Consider the following 17,497-nt stretch of genomic DNA (forward strand, 5'->3'; position numbering starts at 1 on the left):
ATTAGTTTTGTTCCTGCGTAGGAATAGAGCGATTTGAAAAACGCTTTATGATGACGGGAATGAGGGCGAGAATGATTAGACCGACAATCGGTATGATCGTCTCCGGTTTGAACAACACGCCAGAAAGGCTGATGTCTTCGCCCGCATCGAATGCGGCCCCCGCTGCTGCGCCAATGCTCGCATAGACAAATGAGCCGGGAATGATGCCGAAAAATGTACCGATGATGAAATTCCGCGTAGAGACGCCCATAAGGCCCGCAGCGATATTAACGGCCCAAAACGGAAAAACCGGCGCGAGGCGCAAAATAAACATGTAACTCAACTCGCCTTCGCGAAAGCCCTGTTCCATACGCTTGGCGAAGCCGCCGGCTTTTTTTGCGAGCATATCTCCGAGCGCTGTCTTGGCAGCGATAAAGATAATGGTCGCGCCCAAAGTTGCAGCAAAAACGATGAGGGGCGTTCCCGGCCAAAGCCCAAAAAGAAATCCGCCAAAGATCGTCAAAATGCTCGCGCCCGGAAACGAGATCGCAACCGCCGCCGCATAGGCAGCGACAAAAATTGCCATCGCCATGATCGGCTCCGCCGCGACCCAGTCACGAAGGGCGTCGCGATTATCCCGCAGCGTGTCGAGCGTGAAATATTGATGCAGACCGAGCGCAAAGAAAATCGCCAGCGCGATCAGAATCACAGCGATCGGCAAAAGCCGTTTAACGGCCGTTTTGGACGGGGAGAGTTCTGACGACATAATGATTGCGCTCTTTAAAAAAGAACCCTCAGGCGAGGGCGGAAATGGACCTTACCACAATCACGCGCGGCGCTGCCGCTCGATTAGGGGCATGATTCACAGAGGCTTTTAGCGGCTTTTTGCCCCTGTGGCGGTCACGAAGCCTTGGCGCGTGATCACATGCGCGAGATATAGAGATCGGCAGCCCGCAGAATCTATGGAAAGAGCGCCGTGGCCTAGAGCGGTATTCCTGCTGGTTATCCCCAGAATCGCTTTGTTTGAGGCGAATTTCGCGGCAATAGTGTTGACGATTGCGGCTAGCCGGTTTATGCCCCCGCCTCTTGTCGAGAATATTTATTTTCGCAGCCTGTTGCTGTGGAAACCCGCCTTTAGAGGACTGAACGATGAAACGGACTTACCAACCGAGCAAATTGAAGCGCAAGCGTCGCCATGGTTTCCGTGCGCGTAAAGCGACAAAGGGTGGTGCACGCGTATTGGCGGCTCGCCGCGCCAAGGGCCGTAAGCGGCTCTCAGCTTAAGACTTTCGTTGAAACCTGAGCAGTTTCAAGGCGATAGCGCCGAAACCGGCGCTCCCGGCGAAGTCGTAAAAGTCGGCGTTATACGGAAACGCCGCGATTTTCTGGCGATGCGAAACGCAGAAAAAGCCCATAGCCCTTCATTTTTAATGCTCGCGCGGCACAACCCCGAAAACGGTTCTGTCGCGCGTTTTGGGCTGACCGCTACAAAAAAATTAGGTGGGGCAGTGGTCCGAAATCGAATCCGTCGGCGCATAAGAGCTGCTGTACGGGAGATTTTTCCGCAATATGCCTGCGCTGGCGTGGATTATGTGCTGATCGCGCGGCAAGCGGCGTATGACCGCAATTACGACGCGCTGCTTGACGACATGAAGCGCTCCCTTTTAAGGCTCACCAGCAACCTTACATAACACGGGCGAGGCGAAATGGTTTTGCCCCGCTCATTTAACATATCCGCATTTGGCAAAACGCCGTCGGCGAGAAATCATCGGGATTATTCATGGACCGCAATCTGATCTTGGCGATCGCCCTTTCGATGGGTGTGCTGTTAGTTTGGGATATTTTCATCGCCGGACCCCAGCGCGAAGCTCAACAAGAAGCGCTGCGCGCAAAGCAAGCTGAACAAGCTGAGACAATCGCGAGTAATGACGACGCAGAAATGCTCGGTGGCGGCGCGGCGGTTGATGATAAAAAACAAACCGTAGAAGAGGCGCTGGCGACAGCCGGCAACCGGGTGAAAATCAAAACCGATACGGTAGAGGGATCGATCAATCTTAATGGCGGTCGTTTGGATGATCTGGTCCTTCTTCAATATCATCAGGAAACCGATGAGACGAGCCCACCAATTCGCCTTCTAAGCCCGTCGGAAACGGAACATGGTCACTTCGTACAGCAGGGCTGGATGATGGGCCGCGAAAACGCGACCAATGCCGTGTGGGAACTCAAAGAAGGTTCCGTGCTGACACCAAGCACGCCGATTACGCTGACGCGCACGAAAGGCGATTTGGTATTCGAGAAAAAAATCTCGATCGACGATAAATATATGTTCAAGGTCGAACAGCGCGTTACGAACAATAGCGCGTCCGAACGGACCTTGCGCTCTTATGCAACCGTGACCCAGCGCAACACACCCGAAGATTATCGTAACTTCATGATCCTTCATGAAGGTCCGCTCGGTGTCATCGGTAACACTCTATACGAGCGTAAATATAAAACGCTGACCAAAAACAAAGACAAAAAGGTAAATGCTTCCGGCGAAGGTGGCTGGGTAGGGATCACCAATAAGAACTGGCTTGCCGCTGCGATCCCGCCAAGTGACATGCAAATCGAGGCGCATCTTCTTAACCGGGGCGACAAGACAGACCCGATTTTTGAAGCCTTTTATCTCATGCCGAGTGAAGTTATCGCGCCCGGCCAATCGGTGGATATTACTTCATACATCTTTGGCGGCCCGAAGGATGTCGATCTCCTTCAGTCCTATGAAGCGCCGGTTGAAAAGGGCGGTCTTAATGTCCGCGACTTTGATAAGGCCGTGGATTGGGGACATCTGTTTTTCCTAACAAGACCAATATTTTACACTCTGAACTTCTTTGGCGATTTAACCGGTAATTTTGGTATTGCGATCCTGATTCTGACGCTCTGCATCAAGCTCATTCTCTTCCCCGTGGCCAACAAAGGCTACGAGTCGATGTCGAAGATGAAGAAGCTTCAGCCGGAGATTAAGAAGCTTCAGGAGAAATATGCTGACGATAAAATGAAGCTCCAGCAGGAGATGATGGCGCTCTACAAAAAGGAAAAGATGAACCCCTTGGCGGGCTGTCTTCCGATCCTGTTGCAGATGCCGATCTTCTACGCGCTTTATAAAACGCTGTTCGTCACAATCGAGCTTCGGCACCAGCCATTCCTATATATTTCAGATTTGTCTGCGCCGGATCCGACAACAATTTTCAACCTGTTTGGATTGTTGCCATTTGACCCGACGGTGCTTCCGCTCATCGGCGGTATGTTGGCGATTGGTGTGCTGCCGGTGATGATGGGGATCGCCATGTGGTTCCAGACCAAGCTGAACCCGCCGCCCGCAGATCCGGTTCAGGCACAGATTTTTGCGCTGATGCCATTCATCTTCGTGTTTATCTTCGCGCCATTTGCGGCCGGTCTTGTCCTCTACTGGTTCTGGAACACGGCGCTGTCGATCTTGCAGCAATGGCTGATCATGAAAAAGAACGGCGTTTCCATCGATTGGGGTGAGCGGTTCAAACTTCCTGGCGCAAAGAAAGACGCCGCTGGCGACGCAAAGTGACGAACCCAGACGAATTCACGCCAGAACAAATAGAAGCCGGTCGGCTTCTATTTGCGCGTCCGGCGGTCTTTATGCTTGGCGTTGCCAAGCTTGATGGTCTGCCTGATGAAGGGCCGCCCGAGGTCGCATTTGCGGGACGGTCGAATGTTGGCAAGTCGTCGCTTCTCAATGCGCTCGTCAATCAAAACGGTTTGGCCCGCGCATCGAACACGCCGGGCCGAACACGAGAGCTGAATTATTTTGACCTTGAAGGCCAACTCCGGCTCGTGGACCTGCCGGGTTACGGTTATGCGCGGGCATCGCGAAAGGAATCCGAACAATGGATTGCGCTGACCAAGGCCTTCATGCAGGGGCGGTCAGTACTGCGGCGGGTTTTTGTACTGGTCGATTCGCGCCATGGCCTCAAAGACAGCGATATCGAGATCATGGACCTCCTCGACGAGGCCGCTGTGATCTATCAGGTCGTGCTAACCAAGACTGATAAGATCAAACCGACGGCGCTGGAGCATCTCATGCGGACCACGAGCGAGAAAATATCGCGCCGGCCCGCCGCGCATCCGATTATCCGGGCGACATCGTCGGAAAAAGGCGACGGGATCGACCTTTTGCGTGCGGATATTCACGCCCTGATCTCTTCGTAAAGGTTTTGTTAACCCTCTCGGTGGCGTCTTAGGCGCATGGCAAAGTCATCTTCAGCGGAAAAGGCCCTTCGGCACTGGTGCACCCTTTTCGCCCAGCACCTCAAGGCGGAGAAGCGCGCAAGCATCTATACCCAGCGTAATTATCTCTCGGCGCTTGAACGCTTCGAGACCTTTTTGATCGACCATCTGGGTGGCCCGCCAAGCATTGACGATCTTGCGAAATTAGAAACCCGTGATTTTCGCGCCTATCTGGCGCAGCGTAGAAATGAAGGGCTGGCTCCGCCAAGCCTTAAGTTGGAATTATCAGCGCTCAAAACATTTTTCAGCTTTCTTCGCAAACGCGCCAATATCGAAAATGACGCGATCGCGACCATGCGCGGCCCGCGCGCGAAAGAACGACTGCCGCGGCCAATTTCGCAAAAAGATGCGGACGCGGTAATTGACGCTGCGGGCAAGTTGAAAACGACTACGCAAAAAGAGAATTGGGAATTGTGCCGCGACGCTGCGCTCATGACGCTTCTTTATGGGGTCGGGCTGCGGATTTCTGAGGCCCTATCGTTACGCTGGGGTGATGCGCCGATTGCCGAAGCGATTTCGATCAAGGGGAAGGGGGCAAAAACGCGGATTGTACCAGTCGTGCCGGCTGCGCGTGAAGGGATTGACGCCTATATTGCGGCATGCCCCTATGGTACCGACGCGGATGATCCGTTGTTTTTTTCAAAACGCGGCAAGCCATTGTCTGCGCGTCAGGCGCAATTGACCATGGCGAAACTTCGCGCAGCACTTGGCCTGCCGGATAGTGCTACGCCGCATGCAATGCGGCATTCATTCGCCACGCACCTTTTATCCGCAGGCGGAGACTTACGCACAATTCAGGAATTACTCGGGCACTCATCCCTCGCGGCGACCCAGCGCTACACCAAAATCGACAGCGAAAATATGCTTCGTATTTTTGATAAGGCTCATCCGCGCGCCTAGATATTGTGTTTCAATTCATAGGCTTTCACGTCGCGCTTAATTTCCGGCAACATCAAATACAGAACCAAGATGTTCGGAATTGCCATTGCGAAAATCATCGAGTCGATAAAGTCGAGAATTGAAGATACCGATAGTGCCGCACTGGCGCATAGCAACACACAGATTGCGACTTTGAATATTATGTCGATTTGTTTTGATCCATTGGTCAAATATCCGACCGCTTGCGCGCCATAGAACACCCAACTGACCACGGACGTGAAGGCAAATAGCGTCGATGAGATGAGCAAAATAATCGGGAACCAAGCAAAGGTTCCGGCAAACGCATTTGACGTGATTTGAATGCCCACAGCGCCTTCTTGATACATGAATGGCTCATACGCACCGGTTAGAATAACGACGAGTGCTGTGATCGTACATACGACAACGGTGTCGATAAACGGTTCAAGGAGTGCGACATAGCCCTCTGTCAATGGCTCGTTCGTTTTGACCGCGGAATGGGCAATCGCTGCGGACCCCACACCAGCTTCACTTGAATAGGTTGCACGGCGCATACCATTGATCAGTGCCCCGACCATACCGCCACCCGCAGCTTCGAGGCCAAATGCACTTTTGAATATGGTTACAATAACATCGGGGAGTGAGGAAATATTCAAAGCAATGATGATAATTGCGGCCCCGAGATAAAGAATAGCCATAAATGGAACCAGTCGGCTAGCCATCAAGCCAATGCGTTTGATGCCGCCCAGAGCGATAAAGGCCACGAGCGCAGACATGACCGTCGCAAAGGTCAATGGCGCTGATATGCCGGTTACATTCGCGAACTGTGCGTGTGATTGATTGATTTGGAAAAAGCTGATTGATCCGCCAATGGTCATCAGTGCGAAGAAAATTGCTACACCTTTACCAATGGTTTTTAGGCCACGTCGGTTGAACTCTGCCTCTATATAATACATCGGGCCACCGATGCTGCGGCCGTCGGGAAGGATTTTTCGGTATTTCACCGCCATGGCACATTCGGCAAATTTGGTGGCCATGCCAAAAAAACCCGCAATGATCATCCAAAAGACCGCCCCTGGGCCACCAATGACAATGGCTATTGGAACGGATGCGATGTTGCCGAGGCCAATAGTGCCGGAAAGCGCAGCGGAGAGCGCCTGGAAGTGAGAGATCTCGCCGTCAGCGCCATCCTGGTCATGCGGATTAAAGACCATGGAGACCGCATGTCGGAAGCCACGAAAATTGATAAAGCGCAGTGAGACGGTCATCACCACGCCTGCAACCATGAGCCAGACGACCACAAGCGGGAGGGAAACGCCGCCAACGTCGACCGCGTAGAATATAATGGATGCAACGAAATCGCTGACGGGGCTGAGCGTATTGTTGATTGTGTCGGCTAAGTTATTGGAATTTTCGACGCCGTCCATCATCACCCCCGAATGGGCTCACGCCCTTTAATTCAAGCGCGCAAGCCTATCAGGGTTGTTTACTTTGTCACGACCGTATTTTTATAGGCCGGAAAGCGCGTGATCGAGATCGCGGCGCAGATCCTCAAGATCCTCCACGCCAACGGACATACGCACCAACGCGTCGTCTACGCCCAACTCTGCGCGGCGTTCAGGCGGGATAGACGCATGGGTCATAATGCCGGGATGTTCGATAAGGCTTTCAACGCCGCCGAGGGATTCGGCAAGGGTAAAAAGCTCGACACGTTCCAGCATGGTTTTTGCGGCATCAAGGCCACCTTTCAGGAAGATCGTTACCATGCCGCCATAGGCATCCATTTGGCGTTTCGCCACCTCATGGCCGGGATGCGATTTGAGGCCCGGGTAATTGACGCGGTCTATCGCCGGATGCTTTTCGAGCCACTCTGCCAATGCCAATGCGTTGGAGGTTGATCGTTCGAGGCGGAGCGCCAATGTTTTCAGGCCGCGCAATGCGAGAAAACTATCAAACGGGCCTTGAATTCCGCCCACGGAGTTTTGCAAGAATGCTAATTTATCGCCAAGGTCGTTGTCGTTGACCACTAACACGCCGCCAATAACGTCCGAATGCCCGCCCAGATATTTCGTTGCGGAATGCATGACAATATCGGCACCAAAGTCGAGCGGCCGTTGGCAATAGGGAGAGGCGAATGTGTTATCGCAGCCGACCAGCAATCCGTGTTTATGCGCGATCTTGGCAATGGCTTCGATATCCACAATTTTCAAAAGGGGATTGGTTGGCGTTTCGAGCCAGACCAGTTTGGTTTCGGGCGTGATTGCCGCTTCGAGGTTTTCTGGCTTGGTCAAATCTACATAATTGAATGACATATTCGCGGAATCTTTCCGTACACGCTCGAAAAGCCGGAAAGTGCCGCCATAGACATCATCCATCGCAATCACATTGCTGCCCGCCGGCAGAAGCTCAAGCATTGTCGAAATTGCCGCCATGCCAGATGCAAAAGCAAAACCCCGCGATCCGTTTTCAAGATCGGCGATGCAACGCTCATAGGCGTGACGGGTTGGGTTCGCGCCGCGCGCATAAACAAAGCCCTTATGAACGCCCGGGCTTTCCTGAGCGTAGGTCGATGTTTGATAGATTGGCTGCATGACAGCGCCTGTGGTCGGGTCATGTTCCTGACCGGCATGAATTACGCGTGTCGCAAAGGCAGGGCGGTTTTTGTTATTGTCTGACATTGGTCATTGCCTCAAATTTTTCCGCGCAATAGGCGCGTCTCTGGCATTGGACTTGGCGCGCCTGACCGCGAAGGTCAACCCTGTCGCTTTAAGCGCACAATGGCTTCGTCGAGGGCGGAGAGAAATCGCGAACGATCCGCTTTTTGGAACGGGGCAGGGCCGCCGACGGCATCGCCACCGGCTCGCAGATCCGACATAATCGCGCGGGAGGCAAGGGCTGATCCGATGGAGTCCTTGGTGAAGGGAGTGCCCTTCGGGCCGAGCACCGTGGCGTCCATTTTAAGGCAACGTTCGGCTAAAAGAATGTCTGCCGTGATTACAATTGAATTCACATGCGCGTGTTCGGCGACATAATCATCTGCGGCGTCGTAATGGTCGTTCACCGTGATCCGTTTGATCAATGGGTGCCGGGGAATACGAATCGGCGCGTTCGCGACGACACTGACCGGCACATCATAGCGAAAGGCGACCTTGTAGGTTTCTTCCTTAACCGGGCAGGCGTCAGCGTCGATGAAAATTTCCAAAGTTTTGCTCATTGGTGATTTCTATCGATTTTTATGCCGACGAACAATTAATAGAGCCCGGATCATGTCCGGGATGACGAGGTGCATTGCCTGTCATCCGGACGGTAGGCAGAAACCAACAAGAAGCGCGGACTTATGATTTTATCCCAACACCGCTTCTTGCGTGTCTTTTGACCAACCAACGAAAACTTGCGTCGGGCCATTTACGATGATGGGGCGTTTCATCAACGTCGGGTTATCATGCATCAGTTTGATGGCTTTTTTCTCATTCAGACCATCCTTTTCGGCGGGGTCTAAATTGCGCCATGTGGTTGATGCTTTGTTCAGTAGCTTTTCGGTCCCGACTGCGGCGGCCCAGCGACCAATCTGCGTCGCGCTGACGGGCTCCTCGCGAACATCGTGAAACGCGTAGGTGATGTTTGCTCCATCAAGCGCTTTCTTGACCTTGCGGCAGGTGTCGCAGGTTTTTAGGCCGTATACGTCCATTATGCCACCTGCAGGCGAAGATAATTGAGCAAATCAGTGCGCGTAATCAAGCCCTCAAATTTGCCGCCTTTCAGCACAACCGCGACATGACCTTTTGCAAAAATCGGCAAAAGCGATTGCATATCCTGACCCGCGTCGAGGGTTTCTACGCGATAGGTCATGGCCGATTTTACCGGGTCTTTGAACTTGTCGCGATTTCTGACGACCGCGAATAACAGGTCCTCTTCGTCGAGCAGTCCCGCGACATTGCCGTCATCATCAAGAACCGGCAATTGCGAGATATCATAGAGTTTCATTTTGCCGTAGGCCGACATCAGCGTGTCATCAGGCTTTACGGTGACAGTTTGTTGTTCTGAGTGATGGCGCGTAATCAGGTCTGTGAGATCGCCTTTGGGCGCGCGCTTTAAAAAGCCCTGATCATACATCCAGTAGTCATTGAACATCTTTGAGAGATATTTGTCGCCGCGGTCGCAAACAAAAGCGACAACGCGTTTCTTTTTCTTTTGCGCGCGGCAATATTTAAGCGCTGCGGCAAGGATTGTACCCGATGACGACCCGGCGAGAATTCCTTCCTTACGCAGAAGGTCCCGCGCGGCTTCAAAGCTCTCACGATCTGTGATGCCATAGGCGGCCTTAACGCGAGAGAGGTCTGCGATATCGGGGATAAAGTCCTCGCCAATTCCTTCGACCAACCACGACCCGACTTCGTTCGGTATTGCGCCCGTATTGACATAATCCGTAAGGATCGAACCTTTCGGGTCCGCCAGAATGATTTCGACATTCGGCGCAGTTTCATTGAAAAAGTTTGAAAGCCCCGTAATCGTACCGCCAGAGCCGACACCAGCGACGATGGCATCGAGATCATTGTCCATCTGGCCCCAAATTTCCGGGCCAGTGCCTTTTTCATGGGCGACGGGATTCGCAGCGTTGCCAAACTGGTTGACGTAAAACGCACCGGTCTCTTTTGCGATGCGCTCGGCCATGTCCTGATAATAATCGGGATGGCCTTTGCCGACGTCAGATCGCGTCAGGCGCACATCGGCACCGAGCGCTTTTAGATGGAAGATTTTTTCCTGTGCCATTTTATCCGGCACAACGATGATGGTTTTGTACCCTTTTTGGGCGGCGACGAGCGCCAATGCGAGGCCGGTATTTCCGGCGGTCGCCTCAATGATCGTACCGCCGGGCTTTAGCTTGCCCTCGCGTTCTGCGGCTTCGATCATGGCGATACCGATGCGGTCTTTAATGGAGCCGCCGGGGTTCGACGCTTCGAGTTTGAGATACAACTCGCAAGGCCCCGTATCGATATTGGAGATCTTGACCATCGGGGTTTTGCCAACCCCTTCGAGTACATTGTCGTAGACAGGACCGAATGGCGTTTCTTTCATGGAGAAATCCTCAACTGGTGTTGAGGCGACTTAACCCAAAGCGGCTGTCATTCGCAAGCTGGCGCACTGACCGGTTTGGCATAGCCGCGTTTCAAATCGCGAATAAAAAAGCGGGCAGGATGAAGCGCCTCATAGACCTCGTGATCTGCGGGCGCAGGGGTGCCGGTCAAATCCGCCGTGATCATAGCTGCAACATAGGGGGCGGTAACCAGCCCGCGTGAGCCAAGGGCCGTCAAAATATAGAGATTTGGCCGCATTTGTCCGTCGGGGAAGGCTTCGCGACGCCCGTGCCTTAGGCCGTCATAAGCCCCCGCATAAAAGCCCCAATCGGGCACTGGGCCCGCAATAGGTAATTGATCGGGGGTTGTGCAGCGCACGCTGGCGCGGGAAACGGGTGTGTTCAGATTGCGCACAAGATCGGGCAGCGATTGCGCGACTGATGCAATATTGGCGTCGGTTTGGTCTTTTGAGGTCTTGGCGTGCTGGCCTAAATCTATGGGCAGATATGTTGCCCCGATCACGAGGCCGCCATCGGCACCAGCATCGGGCGATGGCGCGCAATATGGCCCGGTGACATGAATATGATCCGGCGGCGGCGCATCGGGAAAATAATCGATCTGTCCGGCCGAACCGGTAATCGGTAGTCCGCGCGCTTGGGTAAAGCGAAGCGCATCAAGACCATTTGCGATAATCACTGCGTCGAATTCATGGGTCTGGTTTTCGGTTGATACCAACCAGCCTTGTTCGGTTTGAACCAATCGCGAAACACGGGCGGTAATGACGTCAGTGCCGCCGATCAGGCATTCAACCAAGCGGGATGGGTTTATGACACCAGCTTGCGGAAAGAAAAGTCCATCCGCATGCGGTTCAATCCATCCATTGGGAAGAATCTTTTGGTTGATAAGTTTTTGGTGTCGTTCACGCTCGCGGTCATTGGTGGCATGTAACTTTGCGCCGCAAGGATTGAACAGGCCGGAGGTGTTCAGGACACCGATAAGGCGCAGAGAATGAATGTAAGCGCTGATATGGAAACGCCCGGCCGGGTAATCGCCGACATCAAGGCGCGGCATAATCAGGCCTGCCATATTGCCCGATGCGCCACTTGCGGGGGCGATTGCCTCGAAAAGGGTTGGTCGAAACCCCGCGCGGGTCAATTCATAGGCAAGACTGGCCCCGGCGACACCGGCACCAATGATCGCGACCGATGCGCGCGGATTGATGGGTCCAGCCCGTCGATGCCAAGGCGCGCTTTTCGAAATCCTATCGGCCTTATTCAGTGCACCAACCAGCATTTCTTTTTTGCGCCCGTGGCCAGGTGTTTTTTGCCACGCAAATCCCGCGCTTTCCAGATTTCGCCGCACCATGCCCGCGACCGTGAAGGTCGCGAAGCTGGCCTTGTCCGCGGAGAGGCGAGCCACTTCATTGAAGATTTCTGCCGACCACATTGCCGGATTTTTCGACGGCGCAAATCCGTCAAAAAACCACGCATTTATATTGGCATTTGCGCGCCCAAGCCCCTCTAGGGCATCACCGTAAAACAGGGTCAAGGTGACGTGGTCGCCGATCTCGATATGATGAAATCCCGGCAGGGGCGGGGGGAGTTTTGATCGCAGAACACCCGCGCGTTCGCCAAGATCCGGCCAGGCCTCATGTGCCCTTTCCAGATCGTCAGGGGCGAGAGGAAACCCTTCGACAGAGAAAAAATGCAAGGTTGCATTTTCCGGTTTGTTGGCCTTTTCCCAGCGGTCCCAAGCGACGAGGAAATTGAGCCCGGTCCCAAAACCTAGTTCACCAATTTGAAACTGCGCTGTGTGCTCGAACCGCGCTGGCAAGGAATTCCCACGCAGGAACACATAATCCGTTTCCGCAGGCCCATCGCCCGAGAAATAAACATCATCAAAGATTGGAGATCGGGGTGCGCAATCCGGTTGAATAGACGAATGGGGCGCAAGCTTGTCACTTGCACCCCATTCTAGGATCGCATGGTCAATTACCGTCGTTGTTCTTTCGCCGCTCATGGGCGACAGACATAACGGATGACCGTCAAATTGTCTCGCGTTAAGCTTTTACAGGAAACGCAAAGAATTTTTCGAAAGATTTGAAATTCGCGAATGGAACTTCAACCGGCGTCATCGTTTCACGGGCGGTTTCTACAGTTGTTTCTGTAAGCTCGCGTGCGCGTTCGATGCGGTTTTCGAAAAGCTTTTTCCAGTAAGACTGCTGAATGGTAAGCGCGTCCGCAAAAGATTTTGCGTTGGTCAGGTCGCTTGCAAACTGAACAGTTTCAGAAACTTCTTCCTGCGCCGCTTCCATAAGGAACGCATTGGTCTCGTTTACGCGCTCTTGCGAAGACTTGAACCGAGCCTGAAGCTCTTCAGCCAGTTCTTCGTTTTTCGCGCGGGCTTCTTCGAGGTTCTCACCGAATGATTCCATCATTGATTCGAACTGTTCTTTCGCCTTGGCGGTCCATTCTGCGCCATTTGAAAATGACATGATGTCCGCGACTGGGCTTGTGGTCTCAGCTTTTTTTGCCGTCGTCGACTTCGTGGTCGTCGTCTTCTTCGCTGCGGTCTTCGTGGTTGCCATGAGGGCCTCCTTTAAAAGATGGTTGCCGCCCGGACTTTGTGCGGTGCAGCATTGACCCTCATTTAGTGGATATTGTGCACCGCAACAAGGGGCGCCTCAAAAAATTTTTATGACAGCCAGAAATGGCTTATTTCAAGGCTTCCAGCACCTTGGCGGAGGCATATCCATCTGCCGGCAGACCCGCAGATTGTTGGAAAGTGCGCAAGGCGCGCTTTGTCCCGGCTCCGATAATGCCGTCAACGGGCCCTGGGTCATATCCGCGATCCTTTAGGGCCTGCTGTAGGTCTTTGCGTTCCGTAAGGGTCAATGGCCGGTCATCGCGCGGCCAAGCGGCAACAACTGCGCCACTCCGACCGGCGATTTCTTCGGAAAGGAGCGAAACCGCCAGCGCATAGGCCGTGGACCGGTTATATTTCAAGATCGCTTCGAAATTGTCGAAAACGAGGAATGCCGGGCCGTGTGCGCCAGCCGGAATGATCAGGCGACCGCGAATATTCGGATCAAAACCGTCAATGAGGCTTGGGCCGTTGATTGATGAAAGGCCTGCCGCAGCCCACTCGACCACGGCTTTTTTGATCTTGGTGTCGGCGAGGGCGTAATCAAACCCGGCGGGCAGGCGAACTTCGACCCCCCATGCTTCATTACCGCGATAGCCGGATACGCTGAGATAGTTCGCAGTAGAGGCGAAAACATCACCGAGATTATTCCAGATGTCGCGACGCCCATCGCCGTCATGGTCGATCGCATAGGAAAGATAGGTGGTCGGGATAAATTGCGTATGGCCCATCGCACCGGCCCATGATCCTTTCAGATCGTCGCGGCTCGCATAACCATGTTGGATAATTTTTAGCGCACCAATAAGTTGGCTCCGGCCATAGCCGGTCCGTCGTCCTTCAAAGGCGAGGGTCGCAAGGGCCTGTATCGTGTCATAGCTACCCATGATTGCGCCATAAGAAGACTCAAGGCCCCAAATTGCCGCGATGATTTCAGCGTCGACGCCATAGGCCTGATCGATCATCGTCAATAATTGGCGGTTCTCCTGAAATTTCGCGCGGCCATTCCTGACCCGCGTTTCGGAAACCGCGCTGTCGAGATAATCCCAGATACCGCGAGAGAATTCCGGTTGATTGTCATTCAGCTCATAAACGCGGCTATTGATCGTGAGGCCACTCAAAGCCTGATCTAGAACCTCGTCGGAAATACCAGCGGCCGATGCTTCAGCGCGGAAACCAGCAACCCATTGTTCAAAATCCGAAGGTTCAGCATGGGCAATATTGCTCAAGGACAGAATTGCGGCAGCGGCAATGGTGCCCAGTCGTTTCTTCATGCTGATTTCCTCATTTTTTGCGAATCACAAGATCGGCCAATAGCGCTTATGTTTAAGCAATATTCAAACCCTATCGCGCCTGCAAGGCCGGATTATGGCGGGGTTTGTAGATCGGCCACAAAGCGTTAAATTGGCACCAAATTCGGGCGGCTGTTCACGCCGCGTCCGTCGTAAAAGGGATCTGTATGAAAAACTCTATCGCCCGCTCCATGCTTTTTGTTTCCATGCTCGCACTGAGTGCTGCTTGTTCACCGCAGGACACAACAACGAAAACCGAGACAACGTCGGAAGCCCAAGAGCCCGCTGAAGCAAAGCTGCAGGTGGCATCCAAAGAAACCCTCGATACGATGCGGGATCAATTCGCAGTTGTGGAAATGAACGCGGACACGTCATTTCTGACCGAAGAAGAAAAAGCGGTCATCAATAAGCTCAATCAGGTTGGTGTGTTGATGTCGGAAATTTATCTCCGCCAGCGCAGCGAGAAAAACCCGGAATGGCGGGCGCAGATCGCCGCAAGCGATATCGAGAACAAAGACCTCGTGCTTGAGTTGTTCGATCTTCATTTCGGCCCGTGGGATACGCTCGACCACAACAAGCCTTTCGTCGGCGATACGCCTATGCCGGCAGGGGCTGCGTTTTATCCTGCCGATATGCCCAAGGAAGAATTTGAAAACTGGATAACTGAACATCCGGAAGATAAAGAGGCTTTCACGAGCGGCTACACCGTAATTCGGCGTGACGGTAATGGCGGCCTAAAGGCCATTCCTTACGCGGAGCATTACCGCGAATGGCTCGAACCGGCGGCGCAGCTCATGCGCGAAGCGGCCGAAATCACGTCAAATGAAAGCCTCAAGCGATTTTTAACCTTGCGTGCAGAATCATTCCTGACCGACGATTATTTTGAGTCGGAAATGGCATGGATGGATTTAGACGGGCCAATCGAAGCCGCAATTGGCCCATATGAAGTCTATACGGATACGCTTTTCGGGTACAAAACAGCCTATGAAGCTTTTATTACCGTCAAGAACCCGGAAGAGAGCGCCGCGCTCGCGAAGTACAAAAACTTTCTGCGCGACATGGAAGCCAATCTGCCGGTCGACGAGTCCTATAAAAACTTTAAGCGCGGTTTCGAATCGCCCATCGCCGTGACCTACCAGGTTCATGGTGGCGGTGATAATGTGCCGGGCGTTCAGACGGTTGCGTTTAATCTGCCAAATGACGAGCGAGTGCGAGAGGCCAAGGGCGCGAAGAAAGTACTTTTGAACAATGTGCTTGGCGCGAAGTTTGACCTTATTCTGGCACCAATGGCGCAGGATGTTCTTGTGCCTGAACAAGCCGCGATGTTGATGAAGAAATATATGTCGGGCGAAGTTCTTTTCCATGAATTGGCGCATAGTCTCGGACCGGGCTCTATCGCGAAGGATGGCGTCGAAACGTCTGTGAGCGCTGAACTCAAAGAGCTTTATACGCAGACGGAAGAAGGTAAAGCCGACGTCATGGGGGCGTATAATGTCCTTTATATGATGGAGCAGGGCGAGTTGCCGATTGCGGAGAAGGAAAACTTCCTTGCGACCTATTTCGTGGGGCTATTCCGGGCGATGCGCTTTGGCATCAACGAAGCGCACGGGGCCGGGGCCGCGTTCCAATATACTTACTTTCGTGAGGTCGGTGCGGTGACTGTTGAGGATGGCAAGTTCAAACTTGATTTTGCAAAACTTGAACAGGCGGTCTCTGATCTGACACGCGACATTGTGGTTGTGCAGGGAGATGGCGATTACGACGCCGCTAAAGCGTTTCTCGATCAATATGCGAAACTGGATGCGGATGCGGAAAATGTGATTGCCTCGCTGACCCATCTTCCGGTCGATATTCAGCCAATTTACGACGACGCGCTTTAATCGCTGAGAGGCAATTCGATGCGTAAATCAGTCATCGGATCAATTGCCGTTTTAACGGCGTCAATAATACAGGCAAATGCGCAGGAGCCAGATCTTGCGCATTTGTCACTAGTCGCAGGATATAAGGCCGCATTTACCTGTTCGGCGCATTTCAATGCGGGGCGGTCGCCGGAACAAATTGCGGGCGATGAACTTCATCGGATATATCCGGGCTATCGCGACGCTATGGCCACCTTGCCGGACGCGGTTATCGATAATGTCGCAAAAACGGTTTCCGTTACCTATGCCGATGATGCGGTGCGCATTGCGGCGTGGCGACCCCGATTGGGTTGTGTTCAATATCCAACGGGTGCAGATGAAATTTCTCTGCCCAAGATAAAATTTTCGAAAACACGCGATAAATCGAACGTCAATTGGCCAGCAGGGGACAAAGTCACTGACGAGGTTTTGGCGGATACGCCGCAAGGGTTTAATCTTGCGGGTGTGGTCGCGGATGCATTTGACAGACAGACCTATGGTGAGGGTACAGAAACGACCGCAGTTTTGGTCATCGAGAACGGTCGGATCATGGCAGAAAAATACCGCGACGGATTCGATGCTCATACACCCCAGCGAACATGGTCTGTCGCGAAATCAATTGCCGCGAGTATTATCGGCGCGGCAGTAGAAAAAGAAATCATAGCAGTTGACGAGCCCGCCGGACTTGCGGTCTGGTCGTCGCCGAATGATCCGCGCGGTGCGATCACGGTTGAAAACCTGTTGCATATGTCGAGCGGATTGACCTCGCCGACAGCGGGCAACCGTACTGATGATATTTATTTCGGCGGTGGGCGGGTTGTCGATCATGCGATCACCAATCGTTTGGTCGCACCCCCCGGAACCCGTTGGCGCTATGCCAATAATGATACCATGGTGGTCATGCGTGCGCTCCGTGAGCGGATGGGTGACGAGAAAGCCTATCTGACATTTCCATTCAAGGCCGTGCTCGAACCCTTGGGCATGGACCACACATTTTTAGAAACCGATTGGAATGGCGATTTCATTTTGTCATCGCAAGTTTGGACGACGGCGCGCGATCTCGGTCGTCTTGGCCTGTTATACCTGAATGATGGCATATGGCAGGGCGAGCGGATTTTGCCCGAGGGGTGGGCGCAATATGTAGCAACCCCTGCGCCAGATCAGCCAACCGACCGTGAAGACGGTTCAAAACGGCCCGGCTATGGGGCGCAATTCTGGTTATTCGACGAGACTTTTGGCCTTCCGGCGGGGACGTATGCGGCCCTTGGCAATCGCGGGCAATCGCTCGTGATTGTTCCCTCTCGGAATATTCTGGTCGTTCGGCGCGGTTTCGATGATGGTGGCGGGTTCGATATTGCCCGTTTTACCGCTGATATTCTTGCCGCGTTGGACGATTGATCGGCCCATCTCGCGATAA

At 53.3% G+C, this 17,497-nt stretch carries 16 protein-coding genes; 7 read left to right on the plus strand and 9 right to left on the minus strand.

Going from position 1 to position 17,497, the window contains the following annotated elements; all coding sequences use genetic code 11:
- Position 1 precedes the first annotated feature (1 nt).
- Positions 2 to 745 (minus strand): TVP38/TMEM64 family protein, encoded by a 744-nt coding sequence (locus ABFZ83_RS00695; RefSeq protein WP_411817511.1) that lies wholly within the window; start codon positions 743 to 745, stop codon positions 2 to 4.
- A gap of 383 nt (positions 746 to 1,128) precedes the next feature.
- Here ABFZ83_RS00695 and rpmH point away from each other — a divergent pair, with 383 nt between their 5' ends.
- The 5 genes from rpmH to ABFZ83_RS00720 all read left to right on the plus strand — a co-directional run bounded on the left by rpmH (position 1,129) and on the right by ABFZ83_RS00720 (position 5,178).
- Positions 1,129 to 1,263 (plus strand): 50S ribosomal protein L34, encoded by a 135-nt coding sequence (rpmH, locus tag ABFZ83_RS00700; RefSeq protein WP_411817512.1) that lies wholly within the window; start codon positions 1,129 to 1,131, stop codon positions 1,261 to 1,263.
- 8 nt (positions 1,264 to 1,271) lie between these two features.
- Positions 1,272 to 1,670: a ribonuclease P protein component gene (rnpA, locus tag ABFZ83_RS00705; RefSeq protein ID WP_411817513.1), complete on the plus strand. Its 399-nt coding sequence runs from the start codon at positions 1,272 to 1,274 to the stop codon at positions 1,668 to 1,670.
- Between the two features lie 89 nt (positions 1,671 to 1,759).
- Entirely contained in the window at positions 1,760 to 3,559 is a 1,800-nt protein-coding gene (yidC, locus tag ABFZ83_RS00710) for a membrane protein insertase YidC (RefSeq protein WP_411817514.1), read from the plus strand.
- The gene (yihA, locus tag ABFZ83_RS00715; protein WP_411817515.1) at positions 3,556 to 4,200 is read left to right on the plus strand and encodes a ribosome biogenesis GTP-binding protein YihA/YsxC; all 645 of its coding nucleotides are present in this window, start codon (positions 3,556 to 3,558) and stop codon (positions 4,198 to 4,200) included. Before yidC ends, yihA begins: the two co-directional genes overlap by 4 nt.
- 36 nt (positions 4,201 to 4,236) lie before the next feature.
- Positions 4,237 to 5,178, plus strand: a complete 942-nt coding sequence (locus ABFZ83_RS00720; RefSeq protein ID WP_411817516.1) for a tyrosine recombinase XerC — start codon at positions 4,237 to 4,239, stop codon at positions 5,176 to 5,178.
- Here ABFZ83_RS00720 and ABFZ83_RS00725 read toward each other — a convergent pair.
- The 8 genes from ABFZ83_RS00725 to ABFZ83_RS00760 all read right to left on the minus strand — a co-directional run bounded on the left by ABFZ83_RS00725 (position 5,175) and on the right by ABFZ83_RS00760 (position 14,164).
- Entirely contained in the window at positions 5,175 to 6,605 is a 1,431-nt protein-coding gene (locus ABFZ83_RS00725; RefSeq protein WP_411817517.1) for an alanine/glycine:cation symporter family protein, read from the minus strand. The genes ABFZ83_RS00720 and ABFZ83_RS00725 overlap by 4 nt on opposite strands.
- A gap of 78 nt (positions 6,606 to 6,683) precedes the next feature.
- Complete coding sequence (locus ABFZ83_RS00730; RefSeq protein WP_411817518.1) at positions 6,684 to 7,853, minus strand: cystathionine gamma-synthase; 1,170 nt, start codon at positions 7,851 to 7,853, stop codon at positions 6,684 to 6,686.
- Positions 7,854 to 7,927: 74 nt separating this feature from the next.
- Entirely contained in the window at positions 7,928 to 8,389 is a 462-nt protein-coding gene (locus tag ABFZ83_RS00735) for a YaiI/YqxD family protein (RefSeq protein WP_411817519.1), read from the minus strand.
- 129 nt (positions 8,390 to 8,518) lie between these two features.
- Complete coding sequence (locus tag ABFZ83_RS00740) at positions 8,519 to 8,863, minus strand: Spx/MgsR family RNA polymerase-binding regulatory protein (protein WP_411817520.1); 345 nt, start codon at positions 8,861 to 8,863, stop codon at positions 8,519 to 8,521.
- Positions 8,863 to 10,251 (minus strand): pyridoxal-phosphate dependent enzyme, encoded by a 1,389-nt coding sequence (locus ABFZ83_RS00745; protein ID WP_411817521.1) that lies wholly within the window; start codon positions 10,249 to 10,251, stop codon positions 8,863 to 8,865. Before ABFZ83_RS00745 ends, ABFZ83_RS00740 begins: the two co-directional genes overlap by 1 nt.
- Before the next feature lie 47 nt (positions 10,252 to 10,298).
- Complete coding sequence (mnmC, locus tag ABFZ83_RS00750) at positions 10,299 to 12,269, minus strand: bifunctional tRNA (5-methylaminomethyl-2-thiouridine)(34)-methyltransferase MnmD/FAD-dependent 5-carboxymethylaminomethyl-2-thiouridine(34) oxidoreductase MnmC (protein WP_411817522.1); 1,971 nt, start codon at positions 12,267 to 12,269, stop codon at positions 10,299 to 10,301.
- 40 nt (positions 12,270 to 12,309) lie between these two features.
- Positions 12,310 to 12,837 carry a phasin family protein gene (locus ABFZ83_RS00755; RefSeq protein WP_411817523.1) on the minus strand — a complete coding sequence of 176 codons (528 nt, stop codon included), beginning with the start codon at positions 12,835 to 12,837 and terminating at the stop codon, positions 12,310 to 12,312.
- Positions 12,838 to 12,964: 127 nt separating this feature from the next.
- The gene (locus ABFZ83_RS00760; RefSeq protein ID WP_411817524.1) at positions 12,965 to 14,164 is read right to left on the minus strand and encodes a lytic murein transglycosylase; all 1,200 of its coding nucleotides are present in this window, start codon (positions 14,162 to 14,164) and stop codon (positions 12,965 to 12,967) included.
- Positions 14,165 to 14,349: 185 nt separating this feature from the next.
- Here ABFZ83_RS00760 and ABFZ83_RS00765 point away from each other — a divergent pair, with 185 nt between their 5' ends.
- Together ABFZ83_RS00765 and ABFZ83_RS00770 are read left to right on the plus strand one after the other, a co-directional pair.
- Positions 14,350 to 16,062, plus strand: a complete 1,713-nt coding sequence (locus ABFZ83_RS00765) for a dipeptidyl-peptidase 3 family protein (RefSeq protein ID WP_411817525.1) — start codon at positions 14,350 to 14,352, stop codon at positions 16,060 to 16,062.
- Positions 16,063 to 16,080: 18 nt separating this feature from the next.
- On the plus strand, positions 16,081 to 17,478 hold the full coding sequence (locus ABFZ83_RS00770; protein ID WP_411817526.1) for a serine hydrolase domain-containing protein: 1,398 nt from the start codon (positions 16,081 to 16,083) through the stop codon (positions 17,476 to 17,478).
- Positions 17,479 to 17,497: the final 19 nt, after the last annotated feature.

It is taken from the genome of Hyphococcus formosus, from assembly GCF_046736345.1.
GTDB classification, from domain to species: Bacteria; Pseudomonadota; Alphaproteobacteria; order Caulobacterales; family Parvularculaceae; genus Hyphococcus; species Hyphococcus formosus.

What these genes read in the sequence shown, in the direction of transcription:
- ABFZ83_RS00695 (WP_411817511.1), bottom strand. Translation starts at nt 745, where the DNA reads ATGTCGTCAGAACTCTCCCCGTCCAAAACGGCCGTTAAACGGCTTTTG.
- rpmH (WP_411817512.1), top strand. Translation starts at nt 1,129, where the DNA reads ATGAAACGGACTTACCAACCGAGCAAATTGAAGCGCAAGCGTCGCCAT.
- yidC (WP_411817514.1), top strand. Translation starts at nt 1,760, where the DNA reads ATGGACCGCAATCTGATCTTGGCGATCGCCCTTTCGATGGGTGTGCTG.
- ABFZ83_RS00720 (WP_411817516.1), top strand. Translation starts at nt 4,237, where the DNA reads ATGGCAAAGTCATCTTCAGCGGAAAAGGCCCTTCGGCACTGGTGCACC.
- ABFZ83_RS00725 (WP_411817517.1), bottom strand. Translation starts at nt 6,605, where the DNA reads ATGATGGACGGCGTCGAAAATTCCAATAACTTAGCCGACACAATCAAC.
- ABFZ83_RS00730 (WP_411817518.1), bottom strand. Translation starts at nt 7,853, where the DNA reads ATGTCAGACAATAACAAAAACCGCCCTGCCTTTGCGACACGCGTAATT.
- ABFZ83_RS00735 (WP_411817519.1), bottom strand. Translation starts at nt 8,389, where the DNA reads ATGAGCAAAACTTTGGAAATTTTCATCGACGCTGACGCCTGCCCGGTT.
- ABFZ83_RS00740 (WP_411817520.1), bottom strand. Translation starts at nt 8,863, where the DNA reads ATGGACGTATACGGCCTAAAAACCTGCGACACCTGCCGCAAGGTCAAG.
- ABFZ83_RS00745 (WP_411817521.1), bottom strand. Translation starts at nt 10,251, where the DNA reads ATGAAAGAAACGCCATTCGGTCCTGTCTACGACAATGTACTCGAAGGG.
- mnmC (WP_411817522.1), bottom strand. Translation starts at nt 12,269, where the DNA reads ATGAGCGGCGAAAGAACAACGACGGTAATTGACCATGCGATCCTAGAA.
- ABFZ83_RS00755 (WP_411817523.1), bottom strand. Translation starts at nt 12,837, where the DNA reads ATGGCAACCACGAAGACCGCAGCGAAGAAGACGACGACCACGAAGTCG.
- ABFZ83_RS00760 (WP_411817524.1), bottom strand. Translation starts at nt 14,164, where the DNA reads ATGAAGAAACGACTGGGCACCATTGCCGCTGCCGCAATTCTGTCCTTG.
- ABFZ83_RS00765 (WP_411817525.1), top strand. Translation starts at nt 14,350, where the DNA reads ATGAAAAACTCTATCGCCCGCTCCATGCTTTTTGTTTCCATGCTCGCA.
- ABFZ83_RS00770 (WP_411817526.1), top strand. Translation starts at nt 16,081, where the DNA reads ATGCGTAAATCAGTCATCGGATCAATTGCCGTTTTAACGGCGTCAATA.